At 63.1% G+C, this 25,151-nt stretch carries 24 protein-coding genes; 15 read left to right on the top strand and 9 right to left on the bottom strand.

The window, feature by feature from the left end; translation table 11 throughout:
* Positions 1-89 precede the first annotated feature (89 nt).
* Positions 90-1,262 (top strand): acetyl-CoA C-acyltransferase, encoded by a 1,173-nt coding sequence (locus F7P65_RS17445; RefSeq protein ID WP_150293950.1) that lies wholly within the window; start codon positions 90-92, stop codon positions 1,260-1,262.
* 85 nt (positions 1,263-1,347) lie between these two features.
* Here the strand turns inward: F7P65_RS17445 and F7P65_RS22515 are convergent, their stop codons facing one another.
* From F7P65_RS22515 to F7P65_RS17435, 3 genes are all read right to left on the bottom strand, one after another.
* On the bottom strand, positions 1,348-1,482 hold the full coding sequence (locus F7P65_RS22515) for a hypothetical protein (protein WP_275897566.1): 135 nt from the start codon (positions 1,480-1,482) through the stop codon (positions 1,348-1,350).
* 179 nt (positions 1,483-1,661) lie between these two features.
* On the bottom strand, positions 1,662-2,987 hold the full coding sequence (locus F7P65_RS17440) for a D-serine ammonia-lyase (RefSeq protein ID WP_162854692.1): 1,326 nt from the start codon (positions 2,985-2,987) through the stop codon (positions 1,662-1,664).
* 336 nt (positions 2,988-3,323) lie between these two features.
* On the bottom strand, positions 3,324-4,037 hold the full coding sequence (locus F7P65_RS17435) for a Crp/Fnr family transcriptional regulator (protein WP_162854691.1): 714 nt from the start codon (positions 4,035-4,037) through the stop codon (positions 3,324-3,326).
* A 153-nt stretch (positions 4,038-4,190) separates the two neighbouring features.
* Here F7P65_RS17435 and F7P65_RS17430 point away from each other — a divergent pair, with 153 nt between their 5' ends.
* The 13 genes from F7P65_RS17430 to F7P65_RS17370 all read left to right on the top strand — a co-directional run bounded on the left by F7P65_RS17430 (position 4,191) and on the right by F7P65_RS17370 (position 16,208).
* Entirely contained in the window at positions 4,191-4,451 is a 261-nt protein-coding gene (locus tag F7P65_RS17430) for a hypothetical protein (protein WP_205452147.1), read from the top strand.
* A 270-nt stretch (positions 4,452-4,721) separates the two neighbouring features.
* Positions 4,722-5,327: a cytochrome c3 family protein gene (locus tag F7P65_RS17425; protein ID WP_205452145.1), complete on the top strand. Its 606-nt coding sequence runs from the start codon at positions 4,722-4,724 to the stop codon at positions 5,325-5,327.
* Entirely contained in the window at positions 5,324-8,152 is a 2,829-nt protein-coding gene (locus tag F7P65_RS17420; RefSeq protein WP_150293942.1) for a Fe-S-cluster-containing hydrogenase, read from the top strand. The genes F7P65_RS17425 and F7P65_RS17420 overlap by 4 nt, the downstream gene beginning before the upstream one ends.
* Positions 8,149-9,450 (top strand): NrfD/PsrC family molybdoenzyme membrane anchor subunit, encoded by a 1,302-nt coding sequence (nrfD, locus tag F7P65_RS17415; protein WP_150293940.1) that lies wholly within the window; start codon positions 8,149-8,151, stop codon positions 9,448-9,450. The genes F7P65_RS17420 and nrfD overlap by 4 nt, the downstream gene beginning before the upstream one ends.
* Positions 9,443-9,988 (top strand): DUF3341 domain-containing protein, encoded by a 546-nt coding sequence (locus F7P65_RS17410; RefSeq protein ID WP_150293937.1) that lies wholly within the window; start codon positions 9,443-9,445, stop codon positions 9,986-9,988. Before nrfD ends, F7P65_RS17410 begins: the two co-directional genes overlap by 8 nt.
* A complete protein-coding gene (locus tag F7P65_RS17405; protein ID WP_150293935.1) occupies positions 9,985-10,488 on the top strand; it encodes a c-type cytochrome in 504 nt (167 codons plus the stop codon). The genes F7P65_RS17410 and F7P65_RS17405 overlap by 4 nt, the downstream gene beginning before the upstream one ends.
* Positions 10,478-11,524, top strand: coding sequence for a hypothetical protein (locus F7P65_RS17400; protein WP_150293933.1), 1,047 nt, complete (start codon positions 10,478-10,480; stop codon positions 11,522-11,524). The genes F7P65_RS17405 and F7P65_RS17400 overlap by 11 nt, the downstream gene beginning before the upstream one ends.
* On the top strand, positions 11,521-11,940 hold the full coding sequence (locus F7P65_RS17395) for a hypothetical protein (protein WP_150293931.1): 420 nt from the start codon (positions 11,521-11,523) through the stop codon (positions 11,938-11,940). The genes F7P65_RS17400 and F7P65_RS17395 overlap by 4 nt, the downstream gene beginning before the upstream one ends.
* Positions 11,937-12,695, top strand: a complete 759-nt coding sequence (locus F7P65_RS17390) for an SCO family protein (RefSeq protein ID WP_150293928.1) — start codon at positions 11,937-11,939, stop codon at positions 12,693-12,695. Before F7P65_RS17395 ends, F7P65_RS17390 begins: the two co-directional genes overlap by 4 nt.
* Positions 12,692-13,666, top strand: a complete 975-nt coding sequence (gene coxB / locus F7P65_RS17385) for a cytochrome c oxidase subunit II (protein ID WP_150293925.1) — start codon at positions 12,692-12,694, stop codon at positions 13,664-13,666. The genes F7P65_RS17390 and coxB overlap by 4 nt, the downstream gene beginning before the upstream one ends.
* The gene (gene ctaD, locus F7P65_RS17380; protein WP_205452144.1) at positions 13,659-15,308 is read left to right on the top strand and encodes a cytochrome c oxidase subunit I; all 1,650 of its coding nucleotides are present in this window, start codon (positions 13,659-13,661) and stop codon (positions 15,306-15,308) included. Before coxB ends, ctaD begins: the two co-directional genes overlap by 8 nt.
* On the top strand, positions 15,301-15,930 hold the full coding sequence (locus tag F7P65_RS17375) for a cytochrome c oxidase subunit 3 (RefSeq protein WP_150293923.1): 630 nt from the start codon (positions 15,301-15,303) through the stop codon (positions 15,928-15,930). The genes ctaD and F7P65_RS17375 overlap by 8 nt, the downstream gene beginning before the upstream one ends.
* On the top strand, positions 15,927-16,208 hold the full coding sequence (locus tag F7P65_RS17370; RefSeq protein ID WP_162854690.1) for a cytochrome C oxidase subunit IV family protein: 282 nt from the start codon (positions 15,927-15,929) through the stop codon (positions 16,206-16,208). The genes F7P65_RS17375 and F7P65_RS17370 overlap by 4 nt, the downstream gene beginning before the upstream one ends.
* A 186-nt stretch (positions 16,209-16,394) precedes the next feature.
* On the opposite strand, the gene F7P65_RS17365 is transcribed toward F7P65_RS17370, so the two are convergent.
* From F7P65_RS17365 to F7P65_RS17340, 6 genes are all read right to left on the bottom strand, one after another.
* A complete protein-coding gene (locus F7P65_RS17365; RefSeq protein WP_150293919.1) occupies positions 16,395-16,841 on the bottom strand; it encodes an MgtC/SapB family protein in 447 nt (148 codons plus the stop codon).
* 312 nt (positions 16,842-17,153) lie between these two features.
* Positions 17,154-17,666: a hemerythrin domain-containing protein gene (locus F7P65_RS17360; RefSeq protein WP_150293917.1), complete on the bottom strand. Its 513-nt coding sequence runs from the start codon at positions 17,664-17,666 to the stop codon at positions 17,154-17,156.
* 294 nt (positions 17,667-17,960) lie between these two features.
* Entirely contained in the window at positions 17,961-18,635 is a 675-nt protein-coding gene (locus tag F7P65_RS17355) for a response regulator (protein WP_162854689.1), read from the bottom strand.
* Positions 18,636-18,637: 2 nt separating this feature from the next.
* Positions 18,638-20,509, bottom strand: coding sequence for a PAS domain-containing protein (locus F7P65_RS17350; RefSeq protein WP_150293913.1), 1,872 nt, complete (start codon positions 20,507-20,509; stop codon positions 18,638-18,640).
* Positions 20,510-20,949: 440 nt separating this feature from the next.
* Positions 20,950-21,846: a FecR family protein gene (locus F7P65_RS17345; RefSeq protein ID WP_150293911.1), complete on the bottom strand. Its 897-nt coding sequence runs from the start codon at positions 21,844-21,846 to the stop codon at positions 20,950-20,952.
* A complete protein-coding gene (locus F7P65_RS17340; protein ID WP_150293909.1) occupies positions 21,839-22,405 on the bottom strand; it encodes an RNA polymerase sigma factor in 567 nt (188 codons plus the stop codon). The genes F7P65_RS17345 and F7P65_RS17340 overlap by 8 nt, the downstream gene beginning before the upstream one ends.
* A gap of 128 nt (positions 22,406-22,533) precedes the next feature.
* Between F7P65_RS17340 and F7P65_RS17335 the strand changes: the two genes are divergently transcribed.
* On the top strand, positions 22,534-25,122 hold the full coding sequence (locus tag F7P65_RS17335) for a TonB-dependent receptor (RefSeq protein ID WP_162854688.1): 2,589 nt from the start codon (positions 22,534-22,536) through the stop codon (positions 25,120-25,122).
* Positions 25,123-25,151: the final 29 nt, after the last annotated feature.

Raw genomic sequence — 25,151 nt, 5'->3', positions numbered from 1 at the left:
GGGGCGCCTTCATGCTTCGGAAGATAGAGGAACTGGCCGCCAAATGCTGACCCGCTTCACCATCTGACCCCTATTCAGGAGAAACAATCATGCGCGATGCCGTCATCGTATCTACCGCCCGCACCCCCATTGGCCGAGCCTATAAGGGCGCCTTCAACGCCACGCCCTCGCCCACGCTTGCCGCCCACGCCATTCGCGCTGCGGTGGAACGGTCCGGCATCGATCCCAGCGAGATTGACGACCTGATCCTGGGCTGCTCGCTGCCGCAGGGCGTGCAGCAGACCGTCGGCCGCACCGCCGCCCTGCGCGCGGGCCTGCCCGACAGCGTCGCCGGCATGACGATCGACCGCCAATGTGCTTCCGGCCTGATGACCATCGCCACCGCTGCCAAGCAGGTGATCGTCGACCGGATGGACGTGGTCGTGGCCGGCGGAGTCGAATCCATCTCGCTGGTCCAGACGCCGCAGCTGCGCGTGGAGCCGGACCCCGAACTGCTGGCCATGGTTCCCGACATCTACATGCCCATGTTGCAGACCGCCGAAGTCGTTGCCAAGCGCTACGGCATATCGCGCGAGCGGCAGGACGCCTATGGCCTGCGCTCGCAGCAACTGACCGCGCAGGCCCAGCAGGCCGGCGCCTTCGACCAGGAAATCATTCCCGTCACCGCCAACATGTCCGTGACCGACAAGGCCAGCGGCGAAGTGTCGTTCCGGGAAATCACCCTGACCAAAGATGAGGGCAATCGTCCCGAAACGACGGCAGAAGGGCTGGCGTCGCTCAAGGCCGTGGTCGAAGGCGGCGTCATTACCGCGGGCAACGCCTCGCAGCTGTCCGACGGCGCGTCGGCCTGCGTCGTGATGGAGGCCAGCCTGGCGGAAAAGCGCGGTCTGGCGCCGCTTGGCCGCTATGTCGGCATGGCCGTCGCCGGAACCAAGCCGGACGAAATGGGGATCGGCCCGATCTTCGCGGTGCCCAAGCTGTTGAACCGTTTCGGCCTGAGCGTGGACGATATCGGCCTTTGGGAACTGAACGAGGCCTTCGCCGTGCAGGTACTGCACTGTCAGGAGGTGCTGAACATTCCCGACGAACGTCTGAACGTGAATGGCGGCGCGATCTCCATCGGCCATCCCTATGGCATGTCCGGCGCGCGCATGGTTGGCCACGCGCTGATCGAGGGCAAGAAGCGCGGCGCCCGCTATGTCGTGGTGACGATGTGCGTGGGCGGCGGCATGGGCGCGGCCGGCCTGTTCGAGGTGCTGTAATACCATCGCGCTCGGTCTTCGACCGATCACAAGTGGGTTTCGCTCAGGCGCCGCGCGGGCTTTACCAAGGTCCGATGAGGCAAACTCATCGCGCCTTGGTATAAATGCGCGCACTGCTGTCGATCGCGCCGCGCGGCCGGAAACGCTGAGACTGCGCGAGATCGCGGACCCGCAGCCCGGCCCCGGCCTGCGCGATCAACGATCCCGAGGCGCTGGTCATGGAGGACAGATAACAGTCCAAGCCGCAGCGCCCCCTTTTCGCACGATGGCAAGACCAGCGAAACCTCTCCCCAGCAGCATGATGGCCGCTCTGTGCGCTGCAAGATGGTGAGGTCGATGAACAGCAGCTCAACGCTATAACAGCCGCGCGCGCCAGCCGCCGCCCCCCGTCTCGATGGGTCAGAAATCGGTGGTAAAGGGTGCGACCTGAATCGCCCTTTCGAGCAAGGCAGCCCGTTCCGTGGCCGGAATTAGGGAGCCCCCTGTCGTCCACATGATGTGGGTCGCCTGGCCCACGCGATCAGTCAGGCCGTGCTTGGCGAGATAGGCCTTGCCAGGCTCCGTGGAGAGCATCAGCGGTCCCGCAAAGGCAGATGCGGACGACGGCTCAACACCCAGGCCGATTGTTTCGTGGTCGACCAGAAGAAGGCTGAGCAGTTGATCGTCCGTCAGCGTGTAGATGGCATCGAGCCGCTCGACCATGAGCGGCGCGACCAGCATCGATGCCTGCGCGACGGCAAGACCATCTGCCTCGGTCCGATTGGTGAGGCCGATATCATAGACGGAGACGCAGCGATCCATGCCGCTTAGCATCTGCACAAGCATGCAAGGCGATTGCACCGGTTCGGCGAAGATGCAGTGGACATGCTGACCGAAGATGCGCTTCAGCCCATAGGCTATGCCGCCCGGCGCGCCGCCGACGCCGCACGGTATATAAACGAACAACGGTTGGTCATGGTCCACGGGAATTGCGCACTCGCGCAGCTGGACAGCGAGTTCGGAAGCGGCAGCCGCGTAACCGACGAACAAATCCAGAGACCGCTCGTCATCCACGAAATGCGAGAAGGCGTCGGCCTCGGACGCCGTCCGCCCCTTTGCCACGGCTTCGGCATAGTCGCCGCCATGTTCGACGACTTCCACCCCATTGTCGCGCAACCGCTGTTTTTTCCAAGCCTTGGCATCGTGCGACATATGTACGGTCGCACGGAAACCCAAGGCTGCGGAAATAAGCCCGATGCCCATGCCCAGATTACCAGTGCTGCCGACGACCACCGAATAGCGGGAAAACAGCTCTTTCACCTCGGGCTTTACGAGAGACAACAGGTCTCCATTCGCTTCCACCAGCCCATGTGCCAGTGCGACACGTTCGGCAAAGGCGATGACTTCGTGAAATCCTCCACGCGCCTTGACCGACCCAGCAATGGGAAGGCGATGGTCGGCCTTTACCCAACACCGCGCCGCAAATTCAGAGGACTGACCCAGCCTCTCCATCATAGGCGAGACTGGCAGCAGCGCAGAACGAAGAGGGTTATCAGTATTGACTACCGAAGGGAAAACTTTGCCAAGAAGCCCGATCGACCGCCGCAATCTCGCTTCAGCCTCCTCTACAGCGCTATCGACCATGGGATCGCCGGCCGCATCGCACGGCAAAGCAGGATTGAACCAAAACCCGGCTTTGGCGCTGCGCAGCCAGGACCATGCCCCATCGTCAAGAATATCGCCCATAAGTTCCATTTTCTGACACTAGTCTAATATTAATATCGCCGCGCGAGGCCTTCCCGCCACTTTCAATGTCATGCCGAGCTTATCTCAAATCAGAGATAAAGGAAAAGCAAACCGAACCATGGCGAATGATATGGCCTGCCCCCCTCCAGCGTTCGTCAAGATCGCGATGCTGCACCTGGGTAACTGCGGGGCATGGGAGCCAAGAGGGATGGCGACATAATTCACCTCTGATGACCGGATGCCTGGGCTCAGATCTTTAAATTGTTTGGGGTGACGAGGATCGGTCGATCATCAGCGGCATCATCTTCGTCATCAGGAAGGGCTTGCGACGCGGCCTCAAGGCCGGCTGTCGTACACCGACAGGTGGAGATAATTGGGGTCGAAGCCACTTTCCCGGCGCAGTGCATTGATGTCGTTGATGCGGAGCGTCCCACCTTTTACCGTTGCAAGCCCGGCCTCCCGGAGACGTTTGAGGACGCGATTCACATGAACCGGGGTCAGGCCCGTGGCGTCGCCAATCTCCTCCTGCGTCAATGGCATTTCGAGCGAATGATCCGAGGTCAGGCCGACCAGGCGGGCACGCACATAAAGCTCGCCGAGCAGGTGGCCAACGGCCTCGAATGCGTCGCCACGTCCGCCCTTGACCAGCCAGCGCCTGAGAATCGCCTCATCTATGAGCGTGCTCCGCCAAAATGCCCGGGCGAGCGATGGGGTCGAGCCAGCGATGCGATCGATCTGTTCCGGCGGAACGAAGGCAACCTTGCAGTCGGTCAGGGCAATGATGCCGTGATCCATTATCTTCAAAACGGTGGCGTGAATGTCGCAAAAGTCGCCGGGAAGGAGAAAGGCCGTGATGCGACGCGAGCCGTCCGGAAGCACATTATAGCGGACAGCCCATCCATCCAGAATGATGTGAATGCAATCCGGACTTGAGCCTTCGGAGACGATATCCTTACGGCGCGCGATGGCGTGGACATCGTGACAAAGGGCCATGGCAGCCTGCTCTTCGGCTTCCGTCAGACGGTCCACCGATGCCAGCTTTTTCAGCAATGGATTATGCATCAACTTGGTCTCCGGGATCAGCCCGCCGACCAGATTAATGCAATGTTTCCATAATGCGAAGTGCCCAGCAGGCTCGCCAGGCGCAAAAAAAGGCCGCCCTAAGAGGCGGCCTTCCTTCGTGTTTCCGGAGCGTTACCGCTGTTGATCGCTCTGGTTGTCACGCCGTTCCTGCTGACCACCCTGCTGGCGGCGCTGTTCATCCTCCTGGTTCTGCTGACCGGGATTACGGTCCCGCTCGCTTGGATTCCCGCCCTGCTGGCCGCTGCCGCCACCCTGCTGATTTTGCTGACCGGGGTTCATGCCCTGACCGCCTTGCTGACCGGGATTCGACTGATTTTGGTTCTGGTCTGCCATTTTCGGGTATCCTCAAGCGCCGGGATGGCGCGAACTGAAAACACGTGAGCGAACAGCGCCGTTCCGAAGAATCGTGCTGATCGAGATTAGCCATAGCTGACGCCGCCGGGTCGCTTCGTGCCCCCGGCGGGCCGCTCCCCGCTGCTACGCCGATGGAAGCTGACCGCTGCGAAGCATTGAACCACCGCGCTAAAAACGATCGACCGTGGAACGGTCTGAACTGCGACGCATTGATGTTTCCAAATTGTAACAGGGAGAAGGGCGGCGCAGATCTTCCCACCCGCAGCCGACACATGGTTACGCCTGGGCGCTGCGGCCTTGGCGCTTTTTGTGCTGGGGCTTGCCTTGGGGGGGCGGGACTATGCCAGATCTTCCTATCAGTCGCAGGTGGGTTGGGTGCAGGACCAGCCTGTTCCGTTCAGCCACAAGCATCATGTCGGCGATGAAGGGATCGATTGCCGCTATTGTCACACGAGTGTGGAAGATAGCGAGCATGCCGGGCTTCCCCCCACCCACACCTGCATGACATGTCATTCACAACTCTGGACCGGGGCGAAGGTGCTGGAGCCTGTTCGCCAGAGCCTGCTGACCGGCCGTCCGATCCGCTGGCAGCGCGTGGCGCAGCTGCCCGATTATGTGCAGTTCAACCATTCGATCCATGTGAACCGCGGCGTTGCCTGCATTGAATGCCATGGTCGCATCGACCAGATGCCGCTCACCTGGCGCGCCAGGCCGTTCCAGATGCAATTCTGCCTGGACTGCCATCGCGATCCCGCCCCCCACCTGCGTCCGCGCCAATGGGTGACGCGTATGGCGCCGCCTGACTGGAGCGAGGCGCAGAAGCGCGCCTATGGCGAGCGGGTGATGCAGGCGCATCGGATCGACCCCAAGACACTGGACAATTGCGAGATATGCCACCGATGAGCAACCCCGGCGATCTGGCGGGGCTGCACGCCCTTACCGGCAAGCGCTTCTGGCGCGCGCTCGACGATCTCATCGATCAACCGGGGTTTCGCGCGCGGATCGGCGCCGCCTTTCCTGCCCTGGCGACGGGTGCGGGAGACTGGCGGCGCCGGGATATATTGAAATGTCTGGGGGGCGCTATCGCCCTCGCCGGACTCGACGGTTGCGAGCGCCAGCCCGATGAAGAGGCGATGCCTTTCGTCGAACAGCCCGAAGGCGCGGAGCCGGGAATCGCCCGCTTCTACGCCACCGCGGTCGAGATGGACGGCGTCGCCCAGCCGGTTATCGGCAAGACGCGTGAGGGGCGGCCGATCAAGCTGGAGGGCAATGGCGATCACCCCGCAAGCCTGGGAGCAACGAACGCCTTCACTCAAGCGGCGCTGCTCGATCTTTACGATCCCGCGCGCTCGGGCGCGCCCCTTTTCCAAGGACAGCCCACCAGCTGGAGCCGCGTCGATACGGCTCTGGCGGAGTTGCGCAGCCGCCTGGACGGGCAAGCCGGGGCGGGTTTCCACCTCATCACCGGGCCGGTCGGTTCGCCGACCTTGCGCCGCCAGATCGCCTCCCTGCTCGACCGTTGGCCGCAAGCGCGCTGGCATGTGCATGCGCCGGTTGGCGATCCCACTGTCAGCAATGAGCGGCTGCATCTCGACCGAGCACATGTAACCGTCAGCTTCGATGCCGACCTGCTCGGCCCCGGTCCGCATCAGATCTGGCATGCAACACAATGGGGTGCGCGACGGCGGGCATTCCAAACGGGGCGCGGCGGTGCTGCTCTGTTCGTCGCCGAACCCAGCCCGACTATGACGGGCGTCACGGCGACCCGGCGGCTGGTCGCCAGCGGCACGCGGATGCGAGCGCTGGTGGAAGCTCTGGCGACGGACCTCGGCGTGCGCGCCGCGCCACCGATCCGGCTCAGTTCGCTGGAACGGGCGTGGGTGGGCGAAGCTGCGGCGGCATTGCGGCGCAATCCCGGACGCGGCCTTGTCGTGGCGGGGCCCGAACAACCGCGGGACGTGCACGAACTGACTCGCGCCATCGACCGGCATCTCGGCAATCTGAGCGCCACCAGAAGCCATTTCGCGCCACCGTCTGGGCCACGCCCCCAGGACATGGCGGCACTGGCTGCGGCGATCCGACGCGGCGAGGCGCGGTCGCTGTTCCTCCTCGACATCAATCCGTTTCACAGTGCCCCGGACCTGAAGCCGCTGTTGGCGCGCTTGCCTCTGCGCATCCATGCGGGGCTGCATGTCGACGAGAGCGCGGCAACCGCGCACTGGCATCTGCCCATGCCGCATCTGCTCGAAAGCTGGAGCGACGGGCGGGCCGCCGATGGATCGGCGCTGCTGGTGCAGCCGCTGGTACGGCCATGGCTCGACGTGCGCTCCCGCCACGCGCTGCTGGAACGGCTGATGGGCGGAGAGCGTGGCGATCGCGCCATCGTGCGCGAGACATGGCCCGCCATATTGGAGGATGAGGCGTGGACGCAGGCGCTGGTGAGCGGGACCATCCCGGACAGCCAGCCCGTGGCCGCCGCACCGCAGTCGGCGAGGACGCAACAAGCCCGTGAGGATAAAGCGGCCGAGGGGCTTTCGCTGCTCGTCCGGCCTGATCCCACGATCTGGGACGGGCGCTATGCGAGCAATCCCTGGCTCCAGGAACTGCCCAAGCCGCTTACCAAGATCACGTGGGGCAATGCGGTCCATATCAGCCCGGCGCTGGCGCGGGAACGGGGGCTGGCGTCGGGCGACATGGTGCGGCTGTCGGTCGGCGATCGCAGCGTCGCCGGTCCCGTCTGGATCGTGCCGGGACAAGAGCGCCGTACCCTGCTGGTCCATCTGGGTCATGGGCGACAGCGCGGTGGGCCGGTCGCCCAGGGAACGGGCTTCGACGCTTACCCCCTTGTCGGCGCGAAAGGGGAAGTGCGGATCGACAGGATCGATGGACGGGAGGAAGTCGCCACCACCCAGCATCATTTCGCGATGAAGGGCGACGAGTTCATCCGCTTCGTCGATACACTGGCCGACGCTCTGCCACCCGGTCCGCCGCGCGCCAACTTCTTTTCCGCCCAGAAATCGAGCCCAGGCTGGGGCATGGCGATCGACCTTGACCTCTGCATCGGCTGCAACGCCTGCGTCGTCGCCTGCGTGGCCGAGAACAACATCCCGATGGTCGGTAAGGAGCAGGTGGCCAAGGGGCGCGAGATGCACTGGCTGCGGGTCGACCGCTATTATGAAGGACCGCCCGACGATCCGCGGCACGCCTTCCAGCCGGTGCCGTGCATGCATTGCGAAGACGCGCCCTGCGAGATGGGCTGTCCGGTCAATGCCGCCGTGCACAGCCCCGACGGCCTCAACCTGCAAGTGTATAATCGCTGCATCGGCACCCGTACCTGCTCTGCCTATTGCCCCTACAAGGTGCGCCGCTTCAACTGGTTCGACCTGACCGCCAAGGACCCGCCGGAACTGCGCGCCGCGCGCAATCCGGAGGTTAGCGTGCGCGGACGCGGCGTCATGGAAAAATGCACCTATTGCATCCAGCGCATCAGCGCCGCCCGCATCACCGCGAAGAAAGAGGATCGGCCGATCCGCGACGGCGAGGTGGCAACCGCCTGCCAAGCCGCCTGCCCGACGCAAGCCATTGTCTTTGGTGACATATTCGACGGGAAAAGCGCCGTCAGCCGGCGCAAGGCCAGCGGGCGCGACTATGATCTGCTGCCCGAAACCAACACTCGACCCCGGACCAGCTATCAGGCGCGGATCAGGAGCGGGGAGGAAGAGGCGTGACCGAAGACCTCAAGGCTGCCGACCGCGTCCTGCGCCTCCCCCCGCGATTTCCCGCGCCGCGGGCCTGGTGGATCTGCTTCGGCTTCGCGCTGTCGTTGCTCGCGCTTTTCTTCATTTCGGTGGGCTGGCTGTTCGGTCATGGGCCCGGCATCTGGGGCAATAACATCCCTGTCGGCTGGGGATTTCCCATTGCCAACTATGTCTGGTGGCTGGGTATCGGCCATGCCGGAACGCTGATTTCGGCGATGCTGCTGCTGCTGGGGCAGGACTGGCGCAACAGCCTCAATCGCTTTGCCGAGGCGATGACGCTGTTCGCCGTCAGCTGCGCCGGACTTTACCCGATCCTGCATCTGGGGCGGCCATGGCTGTTTTACTGGATGGCGCCCTATTTCAACACGATGAATGTGTGGCCGCAGTTCAAGAGTCCACTGACCTGGGATTTCTTCGCGGTCCTGACCTATCTGATCGTATCGGTGCTGTTCTGGTATATCGGCATCATCCCCGACCTCGCGGCGGCGCGTGACCGGGCGGCGAAGATGCGATGGAAGATTTTCTTCGGCTTGGGCGCGCTCGGCTGGCGGGGACAGGCGACGCATTGGGCGCGGTGGCAGCAGGCCTATCGGCTGACGGCCGCCATCGCCGTGCCGCTGGTCGTATCGGTCCATTCGGAAATATCGCTGCTGTTCGCTGCCGGGCCAGTTCCCGGCTGGGTATCTACGGTGTTCCCGCCCTATTTCGTGCTGGGCGCGGCCTTTTCCGGCTTTGCCATGGTGTCGATGCTGACCGTCTGGCTCCGCTGGATGCTCGATCTCCACGCGCTGGTCACGCCGCGCCACCTCGACATGCTGGGGTGCCTGCTGCTGTCGACCGGCATGATGACGGCCTATGGCTATGCTGCCGAGATGTTCTCTGCCGCCTATGCCGGGGGCAAGGAGGCCGAGACGCTGTTCGACCGCTTCGGGGGCCCCTATGCCTGGAGCTATTGGGGTGCGATTTTCTTCAACTTCATCCCCTTGCAGTTGCTCTGGTGGCGGCGCTTGCGGGTGACCCCCATCGTCCTGTTCCTGATCGGTTGCAGCGCCACCGCCGGCATGTGGATGGAACGCTATATGCTGCTGGTCAGCTCGCTCTATCGCGACTGGCTCGAAAGTTCGACCGGCTATTTCCATGCGACCTTCTGGGATTGGGGGCTGTTCTTGGGAACGATCGGCCTGTTCCTGACCCTATTCTTGTTATTCGTCCGCTTCCTGCCGGTCATTTCCGCTTTCGAGGTCCGCGAGGAGGCGGCGGATGGCTGACAGCGGCCCGATCTTCGCCGTGCTCGCCGTCTTCGACACGCCCAGGCGATTGCTGGATGCCGCGCGCGCGATACGGGCACAGGGCTTCCGGAACGTCGATGCCTTCACGCCTTTTCCGGTCAAGGGGCTGGAGCAGGCGCTCGACTTGTCCGACCGGCGCGTGCCCGCCGCCATGCTGATTGGCGGCATCGTCGGCGCGGCGAGCGGTTTTCTGATGCAGGTCGGCACCAGCTTCGACTATCCCCTACGCATCGGGGGCAGGCCGCTGGTGGCAGTACCGGCCTTCATGATGATCGCGTTCGAACTCATGGTGCTGGGGGCGGTGCTGGCGGCGCTCGCCACGATGTTCATCAGCAACCGGCTGCCGCGCCTGCACCATCCCGTCTTCGATGCCGATGGCTTCGACCTGTCGGCTGATGACCGCTTCTATCTTGCAATTCTGGCCGATGCGCAGTTCGACCGCGACGAAGCCGGCAAGGCTTTGGCCGCGTTGAATCCGGACGCGATCATCGATGTACGGGCAAGGCCGCGCGCATGAGCCGTGCCCTGCCTGCCCTGCTGCTGCTCACCGCCTGCAACAATATGGTACAGCAGCCGCGCTACGACGCTTATGAGAAAAGCAGCCTCTTTCCCGATGGCAAGGTGATGCAGGCGCCGCCCGATGGCACTGTCGCTCGCGACGAACCGGAACACGCTGCCGCCGCCCGGCGGCCCGCCGCTATCACCCCGGCGCTGCTGGCGCGCGGCAAGGAACGCTATGGCATCTATTGCGCGATCTGCCATGGCGCGGATGGGCGCGGCGACGGCTACGTGACGACGCGCGGATTCCCGCACCCGCCGAGCTATCTGTCACCCCGCCTGCGGATCGCGCCGGCCTCGCACTTCTACGACGTCATCACCCACGGCTATGGCATCATGTACGCCTATGCCGACCGAATACCGCCCGCCGACCGCTGGGCGATCGCAGCGCATATCCGCGTACTTCAGGCAGCGCAGCCGGCGCGCGATGCGGAGCGGGGGCGCGCCGATGCGCTATAGGACGCTGCGCCGTGAAAGAATCATGGTCCTTGCCGGTACGCTGGTCTGCGGCGGGGTGCTGCTCGCCTCGCTCTGGTCGCCCCGCGCGGTGCTGACCGGCTGGCTTGGCGGCGCGGTGGCGTTTGGGGCCGTCCCTTCGGGCGCGCTCCTGCTCATGATGATGATGCGGCTTATTCCGGGCCTATGGGGTGATGACCTGCGCCTCAGCGCGGAAGCCGCGACGCTGCTGACCCCGCTCGCCGCCGCAGCGATGTTGCCGGTGCTGGTTGGCATGGGCGCGATCTATCCGTGGGTTGGCGACCGTTCACTGTCCCCCTTTCAGCTGATCTGGTTGAGCCCGCTGCCCTTCGCCCTGCGCACGCTGCTACGGTTCGCCGCGCAATGGTGGCTTGGCCATTGCATGCGCGCGCGGCTGCGCCAGACGAGGACAGCGGGTGCCGGCGTGATGCTGATGCCGATGCTGACATCGTTGGTGGCGGTCGACTGGCTGATGTCGTTGGATGCGGGGTTCACGTCATCTGCCTTCGGACTGGAGTTTATCCAGCGGGAGGTGACGATCGGCTTTTGCGCGCTGCTCCTGCTGCGGCTCAACCTTGGCCGCGCGCCGGTGCGGCCTTCCGTGCTCGGCGGCTTGCTGCTGACACTGCTGCTGCTTTCAGCCTATTTCCTCTTTCTGCCCTTCTTCGTGATCTGGTCGAGCAACCTTGCGCCCAACGTCGAATGGTATGCACGGCGCTGGGACTTGGAGTGGGAGGCCGTCGCCTGGGCGTTCGGGCTGCTGGGCGGCATACCCCTGCTCGCGCTGCTGTTCGCCAGGATCCGGTCGAGCCTCGCCTGGCTGAAGCTGCTGTCCGTCGCGGTGCTGTTCTCGACGCTGCTGCAACTGGCTTGGGTCGTGCTGCCGCTGCGAGGAGCAACGGCGGCGCTCGCCTTCTGCGCTACGCTTACGGGGCTTGGCCTTTTCGGGGTGGCGTTGCTGCCGGCCGCCCTTCGGCAGCGCATTGATGCGCGGTTGCCGCGGGACGCGCGGCGATGACGCGCCCGCTCCACGCCGAAACGAAGGTCCAGCGCGGCGACAGCCCGACGGCGGAGCAGCGCGAACGCGGCTATGAACCCCTCGACGCATCGCCCGCCAAGGTGCTGTTGGGCGTCGCCTGCTTCCTGGCGCTGATGGTGGCCGGCCTGCTTTTTTCGGCAGCGACGCTGGGCTGGCTCAAGGCGGAGGAGGACAGGCCGCGCAACCCGGCCCGCGGCCTTGCGGTCAAGCCGCCACCGCCGCATCTTTTGGCCGAACCCTTAGCGTCACGCCAGCGCTTCGACGCGGCGATGGCAAAACAGCGCGACAAGGCCGCGCTCGACCGCGCCGCCCAAGCGGTTATCCAGCGCGGCTGGCAGGAGGACATGCCGCCGCCTGACGCCACGGCGCGCGCGCGCCGGGGAGCGGCGCGATGATGATGATACGATTCCTGCTGATCGCTCTGGCGTTGCTGTGTCGTCCCGCTTTTGCGCAAGGCGGCTTCGATCCTTTCGGCGAGGCGCGGATAGACGGTCGCCCCGGCGCGCGAATACCGATGGATGCCCCTTTCCTCGACGCGCAGGACCGCCCCACCAGCCTGCGCGCGCTCGCGGCAGGGAAGCCTGTCCTGCTCGTGCCCGTGTTGCACCACTGCCCGAATATCTGCGGCGCGACGTTGGCGGGCGTGGCGCAGGCGATCGCCGGACAGAGGCTGCGTCCCGGCCGCGATTTTACGCTCGTCGCCTTCGGCATCGACCCGCGTGAGGGACCGCAGGCTGCGCGTGACGATCTGGCGCAGATCAGGGACCGCACCGGCGTTCACGCGCTGACCGGCCAGCGCGAGGCGGTCCGCCGCATCACCGAAGCCATCGGCTATCACTATGCGTGGGACGATCGGATCGGCCAATATGCCCATGCCGCCGCCTCTGCGGTCATTTCTCCGGACGGACGGCTCAGCGGCTGGCTCTACGGCCTCGCCCCGCGCCCGGCAGAGCTTGAGAGCGCGCTGCGCGCCGCCCGGTCCGGCACATCCGGCAGCTTTGGCGAGACGATACTCCTCCTCTGCTATCATTATGACCCGGCTACGGGGCGCTATACGCCGGCCATAGAAAAGATATTGCGCCTGGCGGGCGTCGCAACCGTCGCCGCTATCGCCCTGCTCCTCTTCCGGCTGAAGGGGCGAACGGCATGAGCCACGGCTTCTTCCTCTGGCCCGTACAGGCGTCGCATCATGCGAAGGAGGTCGATCTGCTGATCGGCGGGTTTGGCGTGATGGTCTGGCTGCTGACATTGCCGGTCTTCATCCTGATCGCGGTTTTCGTCTTCCGCTACCGCACCGGTCGCGACGCGAACCGCGACCATGCCTCCGGCAGCAATGTGTGGCTGGAGGTGAGTTGGTCCATCATCCCCTTCCTGCTGACGCTCGGCTTTTTCGTTTGGGCGACCGCGCTCTATTTCGACCTCAGGCGACCGCCTGCAGGCGCGATGACAATCAACCTCGTCGCCAGGCAATGGATGTGGAAATATCAGCATGGGGAAGGCGCGCGGGAGATCAACGATCTGCATGTCCCCGTCAATCGTCCCGTGAAGCTGGTGATGATCTCGCAGGACGTGATCCACAGCGTCTTTGTTCCTGCGTTGCGCATCAAGCAGGACGTGCTGCCGGGCCGCTACACGACGATGTGGTTCACTGCCGATCGGCTGGGCATCTATCCGCTGCGCTGCGCCGAATTTTGCGGCACGGACCATAGCGTCATGGGGGGACGGCTGATCGTCATGGCGCCGCAGGATTATGCCGGCTGGCTCGCCCGCAACCGCGACGGGGGCGAGAGCGAGACCCTGGCCGCCGCCGGCGCGCGCCTGTTCCGGTCCGTCGGGTGCAGCGGCTGCCATGGCGCTGCCTCGACCGTTCATGCCCCGCCGCTGGATGGGCTCTATGGTGGCCCGGTCGGCCTGTCGGATGGACGCGCGCTGATCGCGGACGACCAATATCTGCATGACTCGATCATGCTACCGAACAAGGACGTCGCGGCAGGCTACAGGCCGATCATGCCGACCTACGCCAACGTCCTTGCGTCCGAACAGGTGAATGCGCTGGTCGCTTATCTCAAGGATATCGGCGCAGGAAAGCCGGGCACCCGGCAGGAGGACGGGAATGAGTGACGCCGCGCTCGACATGGGTAAGCCCGCAGAGGAGGTGGAGGACATCAGCTACCTGCGCGCCGGGCACAGCCTGCGTTCATGGTTCCTGACCACCGATCATAAGCGCATCGCGATCCTCTACCTTGTCTCCATCGTCTTCTTCTTCCTGATCGGCGGCGCAGCGGCGGCGATGATCCGGCTCGACCTGCTCACCCCGGCGGGCGACCTCATGACCAACGAAGGCTATAACCGCGCCTTTTCGCTGCATGGGATCATCATGGTCTGGTTCTTCCTGATCCCGTCCATCCCCAACACGATCGGCAATTTCATCATTCCCCTGATGATCGGCGCGCGCGACCTCGCCTTCCCCCGCCTCAATCTCCTGAGTTGGTATATCTATATCGTTGCGGGTTTCATCGCGCTGGCCGTGGTGCTGGGCGGGGGCGTGGACACAGGCTGGACCTTCTACACGCCGCTATCGACCATGTATGCGAACGGGATGGTGGCAGCGACGGTGATCGCCGTCTTCATCAGCGGATTTTCGACGATCCTCACCGGCATCAACTTCATCGTTACGATCCACAAGCTGCGCGCGCCGGGCATGACCTGGAGCCGCCTGCCGCTGTTCATCTGGTCACATTACGCCGTGTCGATCATCTTCGTGCTGGCGACGCCGGTCCTGGCGATCACGCTGCTGCTGGTGGCGGCCGAACGATTGTTCGGCATTGGCGTATTCGATCCCGCGCTGGGCGGCGACCCGCTCCTGTTCCAACATCTCTTCTGGTTCTACAGCCACCCGGCCGTCTACATCATGGTGCTTCCCGCCATGGGCGTCATCAGCGAACTCATCACATCGGCTGCGCACAAGCGGATCTTCGGATACTGGTTCGTCGCCATTGCGTCCATCGCGATCGCGGTGATCGGCTTTCTCGTGTGGGGCCATCACATGTTCGTGTCCGGCCAGTCGCTCTATGCGAGCGCGGTTTTTTCCTTCCTGTCGGTGGCCGTGGCGGTGCCCTCCGCGATCAAGGTCTATAACTGGACGGCGACCCTCTACAAGGGCGACATCATGATCGACGCGCCCCTGCTCTTCGCGCTGGGCTTCATCGGCTTGTTCGTCGCGGGCGGCCTGACCGGCCTCATGCTCGCCATGCTGGCGATCGACGTGCATGTACACGACACCTACTTCGTGGTCGCCCATTTCCACTACATCATGGTCGGGGGCACGGTAACGGCCTTTTTCGGCGCGCTGCACTATTGGTGGCCCAAAATCACGGGGCGGCTGTATAACGAGACGCTGGCGCGGATTGCGGCCATCGTCATTCTGGTCGGCTTCAACGTCACCTTCTTTCCGCAATTCATGCTGGGCTATGAAGGCATGCCCCGCCGCTATCATGTCTATCCGCCGGAATTCCAGCTGCTCCAGGTGATTTCCTCCGCAGGCGCGGCCTTGCTGGCGGTGGGTTATGCGATGCCGGCCTTCTACCTCCTCTGGTCGCTGAAAAAGGGGCCGCGCGCGCCCGCCAACCCCTGGGGCGCGACAGGGCTGGAATGGACAACCTCCTCCCCGCCGCCCAAGCATAATTTCACGCAGCAGCCGGTGGTCGTGCGCGGTCCCTACGACTATCCGCTCGAACATCCCGCGAGCCGCGCCAATGCCTGAGCAGCGCGCCCTGCACGAACCTTTCCACCATCCCGCGCGCCAACGGCAGGCCGACCGGCTGGGCATGATCCTGTTCCTCGCCAGCGAGGCGATGCTGTTTGGCGGCCTCTTCGCCGCCGCCATGGCGCTGCGCCTCCTCTATCCCGCCGATTATGTCGCGGCATCGGGGCATTTGAAGCTGTGGCTGGGCACCGCCAACACCGCGATACTGCTGACGTCCAGTCTGATGGCGGCGGTCGCGGTGGAAACCGCACGCGGCGGGAGGCCGCGTCTGTCGGGATATGCTCTTGTCGCCGCCATTCTCCTGGGGCTGCTGTTTCTCGGCATCAAAGGCTATGAATATGGGAGCGAATATCGTGAGGGCCTGATCCCCGGTCTTCACGGCGCGCATTTCGAAGGCCGGGTCCAGCACCTGTTCATGAACTTCTATTTCGTGAGCACCGGGCTTCATGCGCTGCATGTTATCGGCGGCATCGCGCTGCTGACTATCGCCGCGTTCAGCCGCGCCGCACGGCAGGACCGCACTGTCCTGCTGATCGGCAATGCCGCGCTCTATTGGCATCTGGTCGACATCATATGGGTATTCCTTTATCCCACACTCTATCTGCCGGACGTGTCATGAAGGGCTTGCTGATCCAGTTGGGCCTGGTCTGGGTCGCGCTGCTCATCCTGCTCGCCGCGACCGTCATCGCCGCGCATCTGCCGCTTGGGGCTGCAAAGCCGTGGATCAGCTATGCCATCGCCTTCGCCAAGGCGGCGCTCATTCTTTGGGTCTTCATGGAGATGCGCAAGGAAGGAGCGATCGCCAGGCTCGCCATGATGGCTGCCATGGTCTGGCTCATCATGATGATGACGCTGTCGGCGTCCGACTATCTGACGCGCGGCTGGCTCAGCGGCTGACATGGCGGCTGGATATTTCCGGCGCGACAGGCATGGCCGCACACGCCTCCGTTGGGGAAAACCAGCGCAGTCGATCAAATGGCGCACTTGCACAGGAACCGTCGCAGAGCCGGTAAAGGCACCAGCCCCTTGTACCTGGCGCCAAGGACGAGCTCCTGCTGCGGATAATGCGCGCCGACCGCCCTCCTATTCTCCCTCACTCTCGCCGCGCTCGCGCGCCGGCGGCTTGAGCGGAGCCAGTATCCAGAAGGTCAGCAACGTAAAAACGGTCAACACCAGCGCCACATCGACGCTTCCCAGCCCCACGGCGACACCGGTGGCGCCGGTGACCCACAGGCTCGCGGCGGTCGCGGTTCCCCGCACGCTTTCCTTATTCTGTAGGATCGCACCCCCGCCCAGGAAGCCGATGCCAGCAATCACGCCCTCCAGTACCCGCGCGATGGCAGCGGGATCATGCGCCATCATCGTCTCTACAGCCTGCACGAAGCCGCAACTTGCGACAGCCACGAGCGGAAATGTCCTGATCCCGGCGCTGCGTTCCTCCCTCTCCCGGTTCCAGCCGATGGGTAGCGCCAAAGCATAGGCAATGGACAAGGCGCTCAAATGGGGCAGCAGCGAAAATTCGTCCGTCATCCTGGCAGAACGCGCCAGAATGATTTGGGATGCGGATCGCCCTCTGTCGAGCAGCCTTCACCATGCGCTATGGGCCCGAGTTCATTTCCCGCACCCAATGGATCGTGCCATTGTGGAATCGTTCAACGACCGAATTTGCTTCATCGGCTGGGCAAACCCCGGCCGATGAAGTGCCGAGGCCCTCATTTCCTGCCGTATACATTCCCGGTACAGGGGCACAGCGAAGATGAGAGGCACGCCCGTGAACCTTGGATCGTCCAGACGGGCGCGCCTTATCGTCGCATAGTGGAGGAATTGATTTCGCCAGCTTGTTCAGGCCGCCAGGAGATTGACTGCCGTAGCTTTGGCGGCAGGCAGACCCGAAGACTGGGCCTGTGCCTTTAACTCTTTCTTACGCGCCATCATGGCATCGCGCAGGGCAACCAGGTCTACATCGGTCTTGCGACATTGCGCGAACATGCCCTCCGAAGGCATTTCCTCCTCGTGGACATGATGTTTGATTTCTTCGGACAGAACCTTCACCTTGGCGTCATAAAAGGCGTCATCGGGCGCTCCTGCCTCGATATCATTGATAAGCACCTTCGCTCCGTCATGCTCGACATAGGCCTCATCAAGCGTGGCGTCCTCAATGCGGCCACGAAATGCCGGATAGAAAATCTCCTCCTCTATGAGGGTGTGGATTTTGAGCTCGGTGCAGATTTCGTGCGCAAGCTTCTGCTTCCGGTCTTTGGAAGAGGTCGCTTCAAACTTTTCGAACAATTCTTCGACCTTCCGGTGGTCGGCCTTGAGAAGGGCGATTGCGTCAGTGAACTGGGTCTCAGCCATTTTCCATCTCCTCGGATATGCGCTCTTGAAGCAGATGACGGACGAATTGGTTCCTCGCTAACGTCTCGCAAGCGGCCGTTGAGGAATGGAGGGGCTGAAGACCGCTGACGAAATGTCGACCTTCGCATCGATCATCTCCTGCTCAATGCGAAAGCCCGCACGATGCTGAGAGCGACGGAGAGGTGGATGCCGCGGCGCGGGCGGGAAAAGGCGAGCGATCAAGCGCCGGTCTGGATCGAACTTCGATCAAAGCCTGAGAGCGCCCGCCATTAGCATTCCCTTACGCAGAACGCCTCAGTCGCCGGCGTGCGATGCACCGCGCGTTGACAAGAGTTTCCTTATCGCAGCGCTGAGCGTATCGGGACCATAAGGCTTGCTGAGGACATCGAAAGGTGCTGCGCCTTCGCCAATCATCTGTTCGCTATATCCTGTCGCCAACAGCACGGGCATGTCGGGGGCACGGATCTTGAATTGCCGCGCAAGGTCGATGCCGCTCATCCCCGGCATGACGACATCGGTGAAGACAAGGTCGAAATGGTCTTCCTGCAAGACACGCAGCGCGTCAGCCGCGTTGGCTGCCGATCTGACGGTCGTTCCCAGATCCTTGAGCAACTGCGCCGCAAAGTGGCGAACCTGTTCATTGTCTTCGACGAGCAGGACCGTCATCCCCGGCGGAATCGGCTCGCGCTCGCTTACCGGCCCGGCGCGCACGGGGAATTTGTCGACCTTCGGCAGGATGAGCCGCAGCGTCGTGCCGCTGCCCAACTGGGATATGATTTCCGCGACCCCGCCGGCTTGGGCGGCAAAGCCGTGAATTTGCGACAGGCCAAGGCCCGTTCCTTCACCGACCGGCTTGGTCGTGAAAAAGGGCTCGAAGACGCGTTGTACGGTTTCCCGGTCCATGCCGGCGCCGGTATCGGTGATATCGATCGCCAGCGCAGCCGCACCGCCGAGCTGATGAGGGCGCACTTCTATGTGAGGCTGCCGCCATCGGGCATGGCATCGCGCGCATTTACTGCTGCATTGAGCACCGCTGTTTCGAGTTCGGTGGGGTCCACTTCCACATGCGCTTCACCCGCAAAGGGCTTGACCTCGACGCCGACAAGGCTGCCGAGCGATCGCGAGAGCATTTCTCCCAAAGCGTCGAGCTGCACATTGAGATCGATGACCTCCGGCTTGATGACCCGCCGACGGCTGAAGGCAAGAAGGTGGCTGGTCAGCGTCGAGGCGCGGTTTGCGGAGGCTGCAATGGCATCGAGATAACGATCGCGCTTTTCCTGCGACAGATCCGGTCTCTGAAGCATTTCGGCGGCACCCGAGATGACCGTCAGCAAATTGTTGAAATCATGCGCCACGCCGCCGGTAAGCTGGCCGATCGCTTCCATTTTCTGCGCATGGCGCAACGCTTCATGGGCTTGCGTGAGCGCTGCCGTGCGGTCGGCTATGCGTTTTTCGAGGGTTTCGTTGGCTTCACGCACCTGTCGGATCAGTCGGGCGTTTTCGATCGCGACGGCCGCTTGCCCGGCCAGGCTGGAGACTAGGCTCTCATGATCGTTTTTAAAGCGGCCAGCGTCTGGATGACCGAAGAACAGCCCGCCAAGCACCTCGCCGCTCCGCGCCATGACGGGAACGGCAAGATAACTGCGTACCGGAAGATGCCCTTCCGGCATTCCCGATCGCGGGGCGTTTTTCCCATAGCGCGGATCAGTCGTGATGTCGTCTGACCGGACGATGGCTTCGCCGCTGAACGTGGGCGCAAAAACCTGGGTATTGCGGGGCATAGGAAACTGGGCGAAGGCTTCGCGGGGAGCGCCTGAGAGGGAATAGAGCATGTAGCTCTCGCCTGCCCCATCGACCACATTGTAGAAGAAGGCACCGAACTGTGCCCCGGAAAGCTCGACGCCGGCATCGGTCACGATTTGCACCAGCCGCTCCAGATCATGTTCGACCGCCAGCGCCGCGCCAACCCGGTTCATCAGCTCAAGCGCGCGCTGCGCCCTGCGCTCATCGGTCACATCTTCACAGGAGACAGCAATACCGATTATCGCGTCATTCTCACCGTGCAGCGGAACCCAGTTTTCGCGCCAGATTCCTTCGCCGTCGGGTCTGCCCCGTGTCGGCCCTGCTATTTCCTGCCCCCAGATCGCCTTGCCCGCGAGTACCTGCCGAAATACCTCCATCGACTGTTCAGTGAGTTCCGGCACGATCTCGGCAATAGTCCTGCCGATATGGTCTTCCGCCGGCACGCCGTTCCATTCCGCGAGCCGGTCGTTAACCCTCACATAGCGCAGTTCGCGATCGATCACGGCGAGACCGACAGGGGAAGCGTGGTAGATCGCGGCGAGTTGGTCAGCCTGGCTTCGCGCCAAGCCCTCGCTTGCGGTCAATGCGGCCTCTTTCTCGCGAAGCTTCTGTTGAGCAAGCATGCGATTGGTCGTTTCTGAAACGATGGCGAGGATGCCGCCGATCGAGCCGTCGGCATCGCTGACCGGCGAGAAGGAGACGTCGAAATAAGCGAGCTCCACTCGGCCGGAGCGTTCGATAGGCAAAGGATGGTCCCGCGCGGCAAACGCTTCCCCCGTCCGCCTTACGCCTCGCAGCAGCGGTTCAAGATCGTTCCAGGTCTCCCGCCAATGTTCGCGCGCAGGCTGGCCGAACGCCTGCGGGAGCTTTGCGCCGATCGCTGACGCAAAGCTGTCATTATATATGGCGATATAATCCGGGCCCCAGAAGAGAATGATCGGCGCTCTTGCTGCCATCACCATGCTCACAGTGATGCGAAGCTCGCTGGTCCAGCCGGCGGGGGCGCCGAGGCGCGAATGCGACCAGTCGATAGTCGTCATCCTCCAATGTTCCGGAAATGAGAACCGATCGTCTGCATCTTGTGGTCCCCATCGATTCCTGATCCTATGGAATGAATAGGCAAGATCGGCAGGGGCGGCAAGATCGGCATCTCCCACACGCTCCCGCAGCAAAGTGCAGGAGCGTGAACCGCAATCGTCCAGGGGGGCAACATCGCCGGCTTATCCACAGCGCAAGTCCCCTTCACCGCACATCGATAGTCCCCTTGCCGATATGCCCGCCTCTATAGGCATAACCCGACGGCGCTTCCTTCGGACAGGAGCCTACCGGCGAACCTCTGTCGACCACCACAAAGGTTTCGCGAGGACCAAAACGCGCGGGCGGAGGCAGAGGAAGACGATCCGCAGCTTGGCCGCGCCGTCGGATAGACGTGGCCGGTTCTCGGCGCACATCATCAGAAGCGAGAATTTCGGCTTTGCGATCAGCTACTCTTTGCGATGATGATCGCTTCGGGCGTCCGCTGTACCACTTTCAGATCGAAATAGGCGCAAAGCGCGGCGGCGATGCCATCGACGTCACCGGCCCGGAATATCCCGCTCAACCGACGGTTTGAAAGCGAAGGCTCCTGCACGATGATTTTCGTGCTGCTGTATCGGTTCACCTGCGCGAGCGCGTCGCTGAGCGTCAGGTTGGCCAGATCGATGCGGCCTCGCCGCCAGGAACTGGCCCCCTCGAGATCGATGGTGCTCGGAACCGTCAACCCGCCGTCGGGCGCAAGGGCGATCCGTTGACCGGGGCTGAGCATCGCCTGATCCGCATGCGCGAAGGGCTTGGCGGAGCCTTCCACGACGACGCGCCCTCCAAGCAGGGTGACCGTCTTGCTGTTCGCAAAGGCCGTGACGTCGAAGGACGTGCCGATCGCCGTCACCGTGCCTTTGCCGAATGTCACCTTGAACGGTCGCGACGCATCGTGCGCCACGTCGAAATGCGCCTGTCCCCGCACGAGCGTCAACTGCCGGGCCCTTCCGGTGAAGACGACGCGGATCTGCGTATCGGTATCGAGAACGATGCTGGACCCGTCCGCCAGCTTCTCCGTCCGGATTTCTCCTATATGGGTGGCATATTCCAGGGCGTCGGGCGCCCGCAGCCACCAGCCAGCCCCCACGATCAGCGCCAGACAGGCCGCAACCGCCGCGACCGACATCGGAGAGAAGGAGAGCAGGTTCGACCAGACGCCGCGCTTCCGCACCCGCCCTTCGTGGCCCTGGCTGGCATAGGCGCGCGCTTTGGCCACGACCGCGCTCGATCGCAGCCCTTCCAGCGCATCCCACACCGGCTCATGTCGCGGGTCGATGCCCAATTTCCTTCCCTTATCCATTGTGCACCTCGCCCGCTTCCGACAAGCGAAGGCGGCAGTGGTCGAGCGCAAGCCGGACATGTTTCTCGACCATCGATATGCTGATGCCGAGCTGCTGCGCGATAGCGGCATGGCTCATATTGTCAAAACGATACAGGACGAGCGCGGCGCGCCGTTTGGGCGGCAATTCCGCCAGCGCACGCTCCAGCACCGCGAGATCCTGTCGACCGATAATCGCACGTTCGACATCAGGGGCCGTACAGGCGATGTCATCGGGCGCGGCGTCGTTTTCAGCGGCCAGCCTCTGTATTCCCGACGCCCGGCCGCGATCCCGAATGAGGTTGATGGCCGTCACATGCAGGAATGCACCGGGGTTCCGCACTTCGGTCTGTTCAGCCGCTGCCGTCAGCCGCACATAAGCGTCCTGTACGATGTCGGCGGCATCGTCCCGGTTGAGCCCCCTGCTGCGCACGACACGGAAAAGGCGCGCATAATGGGCCGCAATGCCTCCCATCAGTGTCACTTGCCCCAGCGCCTTCACATCCTCTTCCCACCGCCTTCGTGGCGATTCCTCGACCATATGCCTAACATGGTATCCGCAATTCAAAAAATATTTTGAGCAACGATTACGGGTCGCGGTGAAAATCCCGTCATTCCCTACGCAAGCAACATACACATAGTCACCATATGGTCGGGGGAGACAAAAGGATGCTGAAATATGGAACGCTGGCAACCGGAGCAGCGCTGGCCGTCATCATGGCTAGCCCTGCCTATGCGCAATCCGGCGCCCAGGCTCAGACATATGATATGGCGCCGCAGCCGCTGGGCGCCGCGTTGAAGCATCTCGCCGGTGCGGCCGACATACAGATATTATTTTCCGACGCCGATGTGGACGGCAAGCAGGCGCCCGCGCTGAACGGCCGTTTCACGACCGACGAAGCCTTGCGCCGCTTGCTGGCTGGGAGCGGGCTGGCGCATCGCAATGCCGGACCGAATATCGTCGTCGTGCGGGGCAGCGGTCGGCCCCTGACAAAGCAGATCGCGGCACCGCAGCCGCGCAGGGCCGTGCAGGCAACAGCGCCGGCTGCCGTGCCCGCCGCCAGCGAACCTGCCGCGTCCGGTGTGGAAGAGATCATTGTCACCGCGCAAAAGCGTTCCGAAAATCTTCAGGAAACGCCCCTGGCGATCAGCGCGATCACTGAACAGACCATTGAGGCGCGTTCGATATCGACCGTAGCCAATCTGGGTTCCATCGCACCCAGTCTGGTCGTCAGCGCGGCCGCGGGGGCTCCCAACAATGTCGGACTATTCATTCGCGGCCTCGGCACGGCCGATCCGCTGCTCACCGCCGACAGTCCGGTCGGCATGTATGTCGACGGGATCATCATCGCCCGTACCGCCGGCTCAGCCTTCGAAATCGCCGATCTGGAGCGGGTGGAAGTGCTGCGCGGACCGCAGGGCACGCTGTATGGGCGCAACACCATCGGCGGCGCTGTCAACCTGATCACGCGCAAGCCCGATCAGGACTTCGGTCTTCGCCAGAAGTTCAGCGTCGGCAATTATGGCTTCCTGCAATCGCGCACGGTGGTCGATACCGGGGAACTGGGGGACACCGGCCTGCGCGCCTCCTTCACCTATCTGCACAAGCAGCGCGACGGTATCGTCAACAACATCTTGACGCCCGACAGCCGCGATCCCGGCGCCTATCGCGCCGATGGCGCGCGCGCGGCCTTGCTGTTCGACCGCAAGTCCGGGTTCCGGGCGAGCTACACCTATGATTACAACCGCAGCAAGGCGTTTTCGAATGCCTTTCAGCTGACTGCGGCCAGCCCTTTGCTGCTGAATTACTTCGCGGCTTCGCCGGGCGCGGGCGGCGGCACCTTCACGGTTTCGCCCACCCGGCTGGATCAGGTCAGCATCGATTCCGACGGCAAGACGATCGACAAGGTGCAGGGCCATGCGCTGACGCTCGAACTCGACATCAACGATGATACCACGCTCAAATCCCTCACGGGCTATCGCAAGTGGACTCAGGATGTGGCCGACAGCAGTTACCAGGGCAATTCTGGCCTGCTCGGTCGCCGTTCCGGTCAGGGCGCGACGCTGTTTCCTGTCAGCCTTTATCATGCCGCCGGGTTCCGGCGTCAGCACCAATGGTCGCAGGAACTGAACTTGATCGGCAAAGTGGGCGATAGCGTCGATTATGTGCTGGGCGCCTATTATTTCAATGAAAAGGGCCATGAGACCAGCCCGCAGGTGGTAAATTTCATCACCGCCGGCGGCGCCGTTCTCACCACCCCGCAACTCACCTACAGCACGGAATCGACGACCAAGGCCGTATTCCTGCAAAGCACCTGGCATGTCACCGATCGTCTCGGCCTGACAGGCGGCGCGCGTTACACCTGGGACGATAAGTCTATCAACCAGACGCAGCCCCTCGTTCGCGCACCGAAGATCGACTTCAGCAAATTCAACTGGGCTATCACCGCCGATTACAAGTTCGACGACGGCATCATGGGCTATGCCCGCGTCGCCACCGGCTACAAGGCGGGCGGTTTCAGCGCGCGGGCCTTCGACAGCGGTTTCAATCCCGAAAGTTTGACCTCTTATGAAGTGGGCCTGAAGGCCGATCTTTTCGATCGGCGGCTGCGGTTCAATACGACGGCCTATTATGCGGACCATAAGGATGTTCAGGTGAACTCCTTCATCGCTACCCCCAACGGGGCGTCGGCGGTGATCACCAACGCCGGCAAGGCGCGCTACAAGGGGATAGAGATAGAGGCCAACGCCGTTCCTTATGAAGGGCTGACGGCCTATGCGACCTTCGGCTATGTCGACCGCAAGTTCAAGAAGTTCGAAATATTCAATACCTCGGCCAATTCGCTTGGCTATCCCGTGAACGCCACGGTCGACATCGCCGACATCGCCAAATTCACCTATTCTGCGTCGACGACATTGAATGCGGGCGCGCAATATGAATTCGCGGTGGAAGAACTTGGAAAGATGGCCTTCAGGCTCGACTATAATTACCGGGGAAAGATATTCTTCAGTCCCAATCCTCTGACCGCTCCGTTCGGGGAGAAGATCGCCTCGCCCGCGCGAGGGTTGCTTGATGCGCGCATCGCCCTGTCCGATCTCGAACTGGGCACAGGCAAGGCCACGATCGGGTTCTGGGGCAAGAACATCACGAACAAGAAATACAAGGCCGTGGGCGTCGATTTTGGCGCCCTGGGATTTGCGGGCAACGTCTATGGCGATCCCGCGACCTGGGGCCTCGACTTCAGTTTCCAATTCTAAGGCGGATATGCCGCTGGCAGGCGCCTTCT

Source organism: Sphingobium estronivorans (genome assembly GCF_008692605.1).
GTDB classification, from domain to species: Bacteria; Pseudomonadota; Alphaproteobacteria; order Sphingomonadales; family Sphingomonadaceae; genus Sphingobium; species Sphingobium estronivorans.
This window is presented reverse-complemented; position numbering and strand designations above follow the sequence as displayed.

What these genes read in the sequence shown, in the direction of transcription:
- F7P65_RS17445 (WP_150293950.1), top strand. Translation starts at nt 90, where the DNA reads ATGCGCGATGCCGTCATCGTATCTACCGCCCGCACCCCCATTGGCCGA.
- F7P65_RS22515 (WP_275897566.1), bottom strand. Translation starts at nt 1,482, where the DNA reads ATGACCAGCGCCTCGGGATCGTTGATCGCGCAGGCCGGGGCCGGGCTG.
- F7P65_RS17440 (WP_162854692.1), bottom strand. Translation starts at nt 2,987, where the DNA reads ATGGGCGATATTCTTGACGATGGGGCATGGTCCTGGCTGCGCAGCGCC.
- F7P65_RS17420 (WP_150293942.1), top strand. Translation starts at nt 5,324, where the DNA reads ATGAGCAACCCCGGCGATCTGGCGGGGCTGCACGCCCTTACCGGCAAG.
- F7P65_RS17410 (WP_150293937.1), top strand. Translation starts at nt 9,443, where the DNA reads ATGGCTGACAGCGGCCCGATCTTCGCCGTGCTCGCCGTCTTCGACACG.
- F7P65_RS17405 (WP_150293935.1), top strand. Translation starts at nt 9,985, where the DNA reads ATGAGCCGTGCCCTGCCTGCCCTGCTGCTGCTCACCGCCTGCAACAAT.
- F7P65_RS17400 (WP_150293933.1), top strand. Translation starts at nt 10,478, where the DNA reads ATGCGCTATAGGACGCTGCGCCGTGAAAGAATCATGGTCCTTGCCGGT.
- F7P65_RS17395 (WP_150293931.1), top strand. Translation starts at nt 11,521, where the DNA reads ATGACGCGCCCGCTCCACGCCGAAACGAAGGTCCAGCGCGGCGACAGC.
- F7P65_RS17390 (WP_150293928.1), top strand. Translation starts at nt 11,937, where the DNA reads ATGATGATGATACGATTCCTGCTGATCGCTCTGGCGTTGCTGTGTCGT.
- coxB (WP_150293925.1), top strand. Translation starts at nt 12,692, where the DNA reads ATGAGCCACGGCTTCTTCCTCTGGCCCGTACAGGCGTCGCATCATGCG.
- ctaD (WP_205452144.1), top strand. Translation starts at nt 13,659, where the DNA reads ATGAGTGACGCCGCGCTCGACATGGGTAAGCCCGCAGAGGAGGTGGAG.
- F7P65_RS17375 (WP_150293923.1), top strand. Translation starts at nt 15,301, where the DNA reads ATGCCTGAGCAGCGCGCCCTGCACGAACCTTTCCACCATCCCGCGCGC.
- F7P65_RS17370 (WP_162854690.1), top strand. Translation starts at nt 15,927, where the DNA reads ATGAAGGGCTTGCTGATCCAGTTGGGCCTGGTCTGGGTCGCGCTGCTC.
- F7P65_RS17365 (WP_150293919.1), bottom strand. Translation starts at nt 16,841, where the DNA reads ATGACGGACGAATTTTCGCTGCTGCCCCATTTGAGCGCCTTGTCCATT.
- F7P65_RS17360 (WP_150293917.1), bottom strand. Translation starts at nt 17,666, where the DNA reads ATGGCTGAGACCCAGTTCACTGACGCAATCGCCCTTCTCAAGGCCGAC.
- F7P65_RS17350 (WP_150293913.1), bottom strand. Translation starts at nt 20,509, where the DNA reads ATGACGACTATCGACTGGTCGCATTCGCGCCTCGGCGCCCCCGCCGGC.
- F7P65_RS17345 (WP_150293911.1), bottom strand. Translation starts at nt 21,846, where the DNA reads ATGGATAAGGGAAGGAAATTGGGCATCGACCCGCGACATGAGCCGGTG.
- F7P65_RS17340 (WP_150293909.1), bottom strand. Translation starts at nt 22,405, where the DNA reads ATGGTCGAGGAATCGCCACGAAGGCGGTGGGAAGAGGATGTGAAGGCG.
- F7P65_RS17335 (WP_162854688.1), top strand. Translation starts at nt 22,534, where the DNA reads ATGCTGAAATATGGAACGCTGGCAACCGGAGCAGCGCTGGCCGTCATC.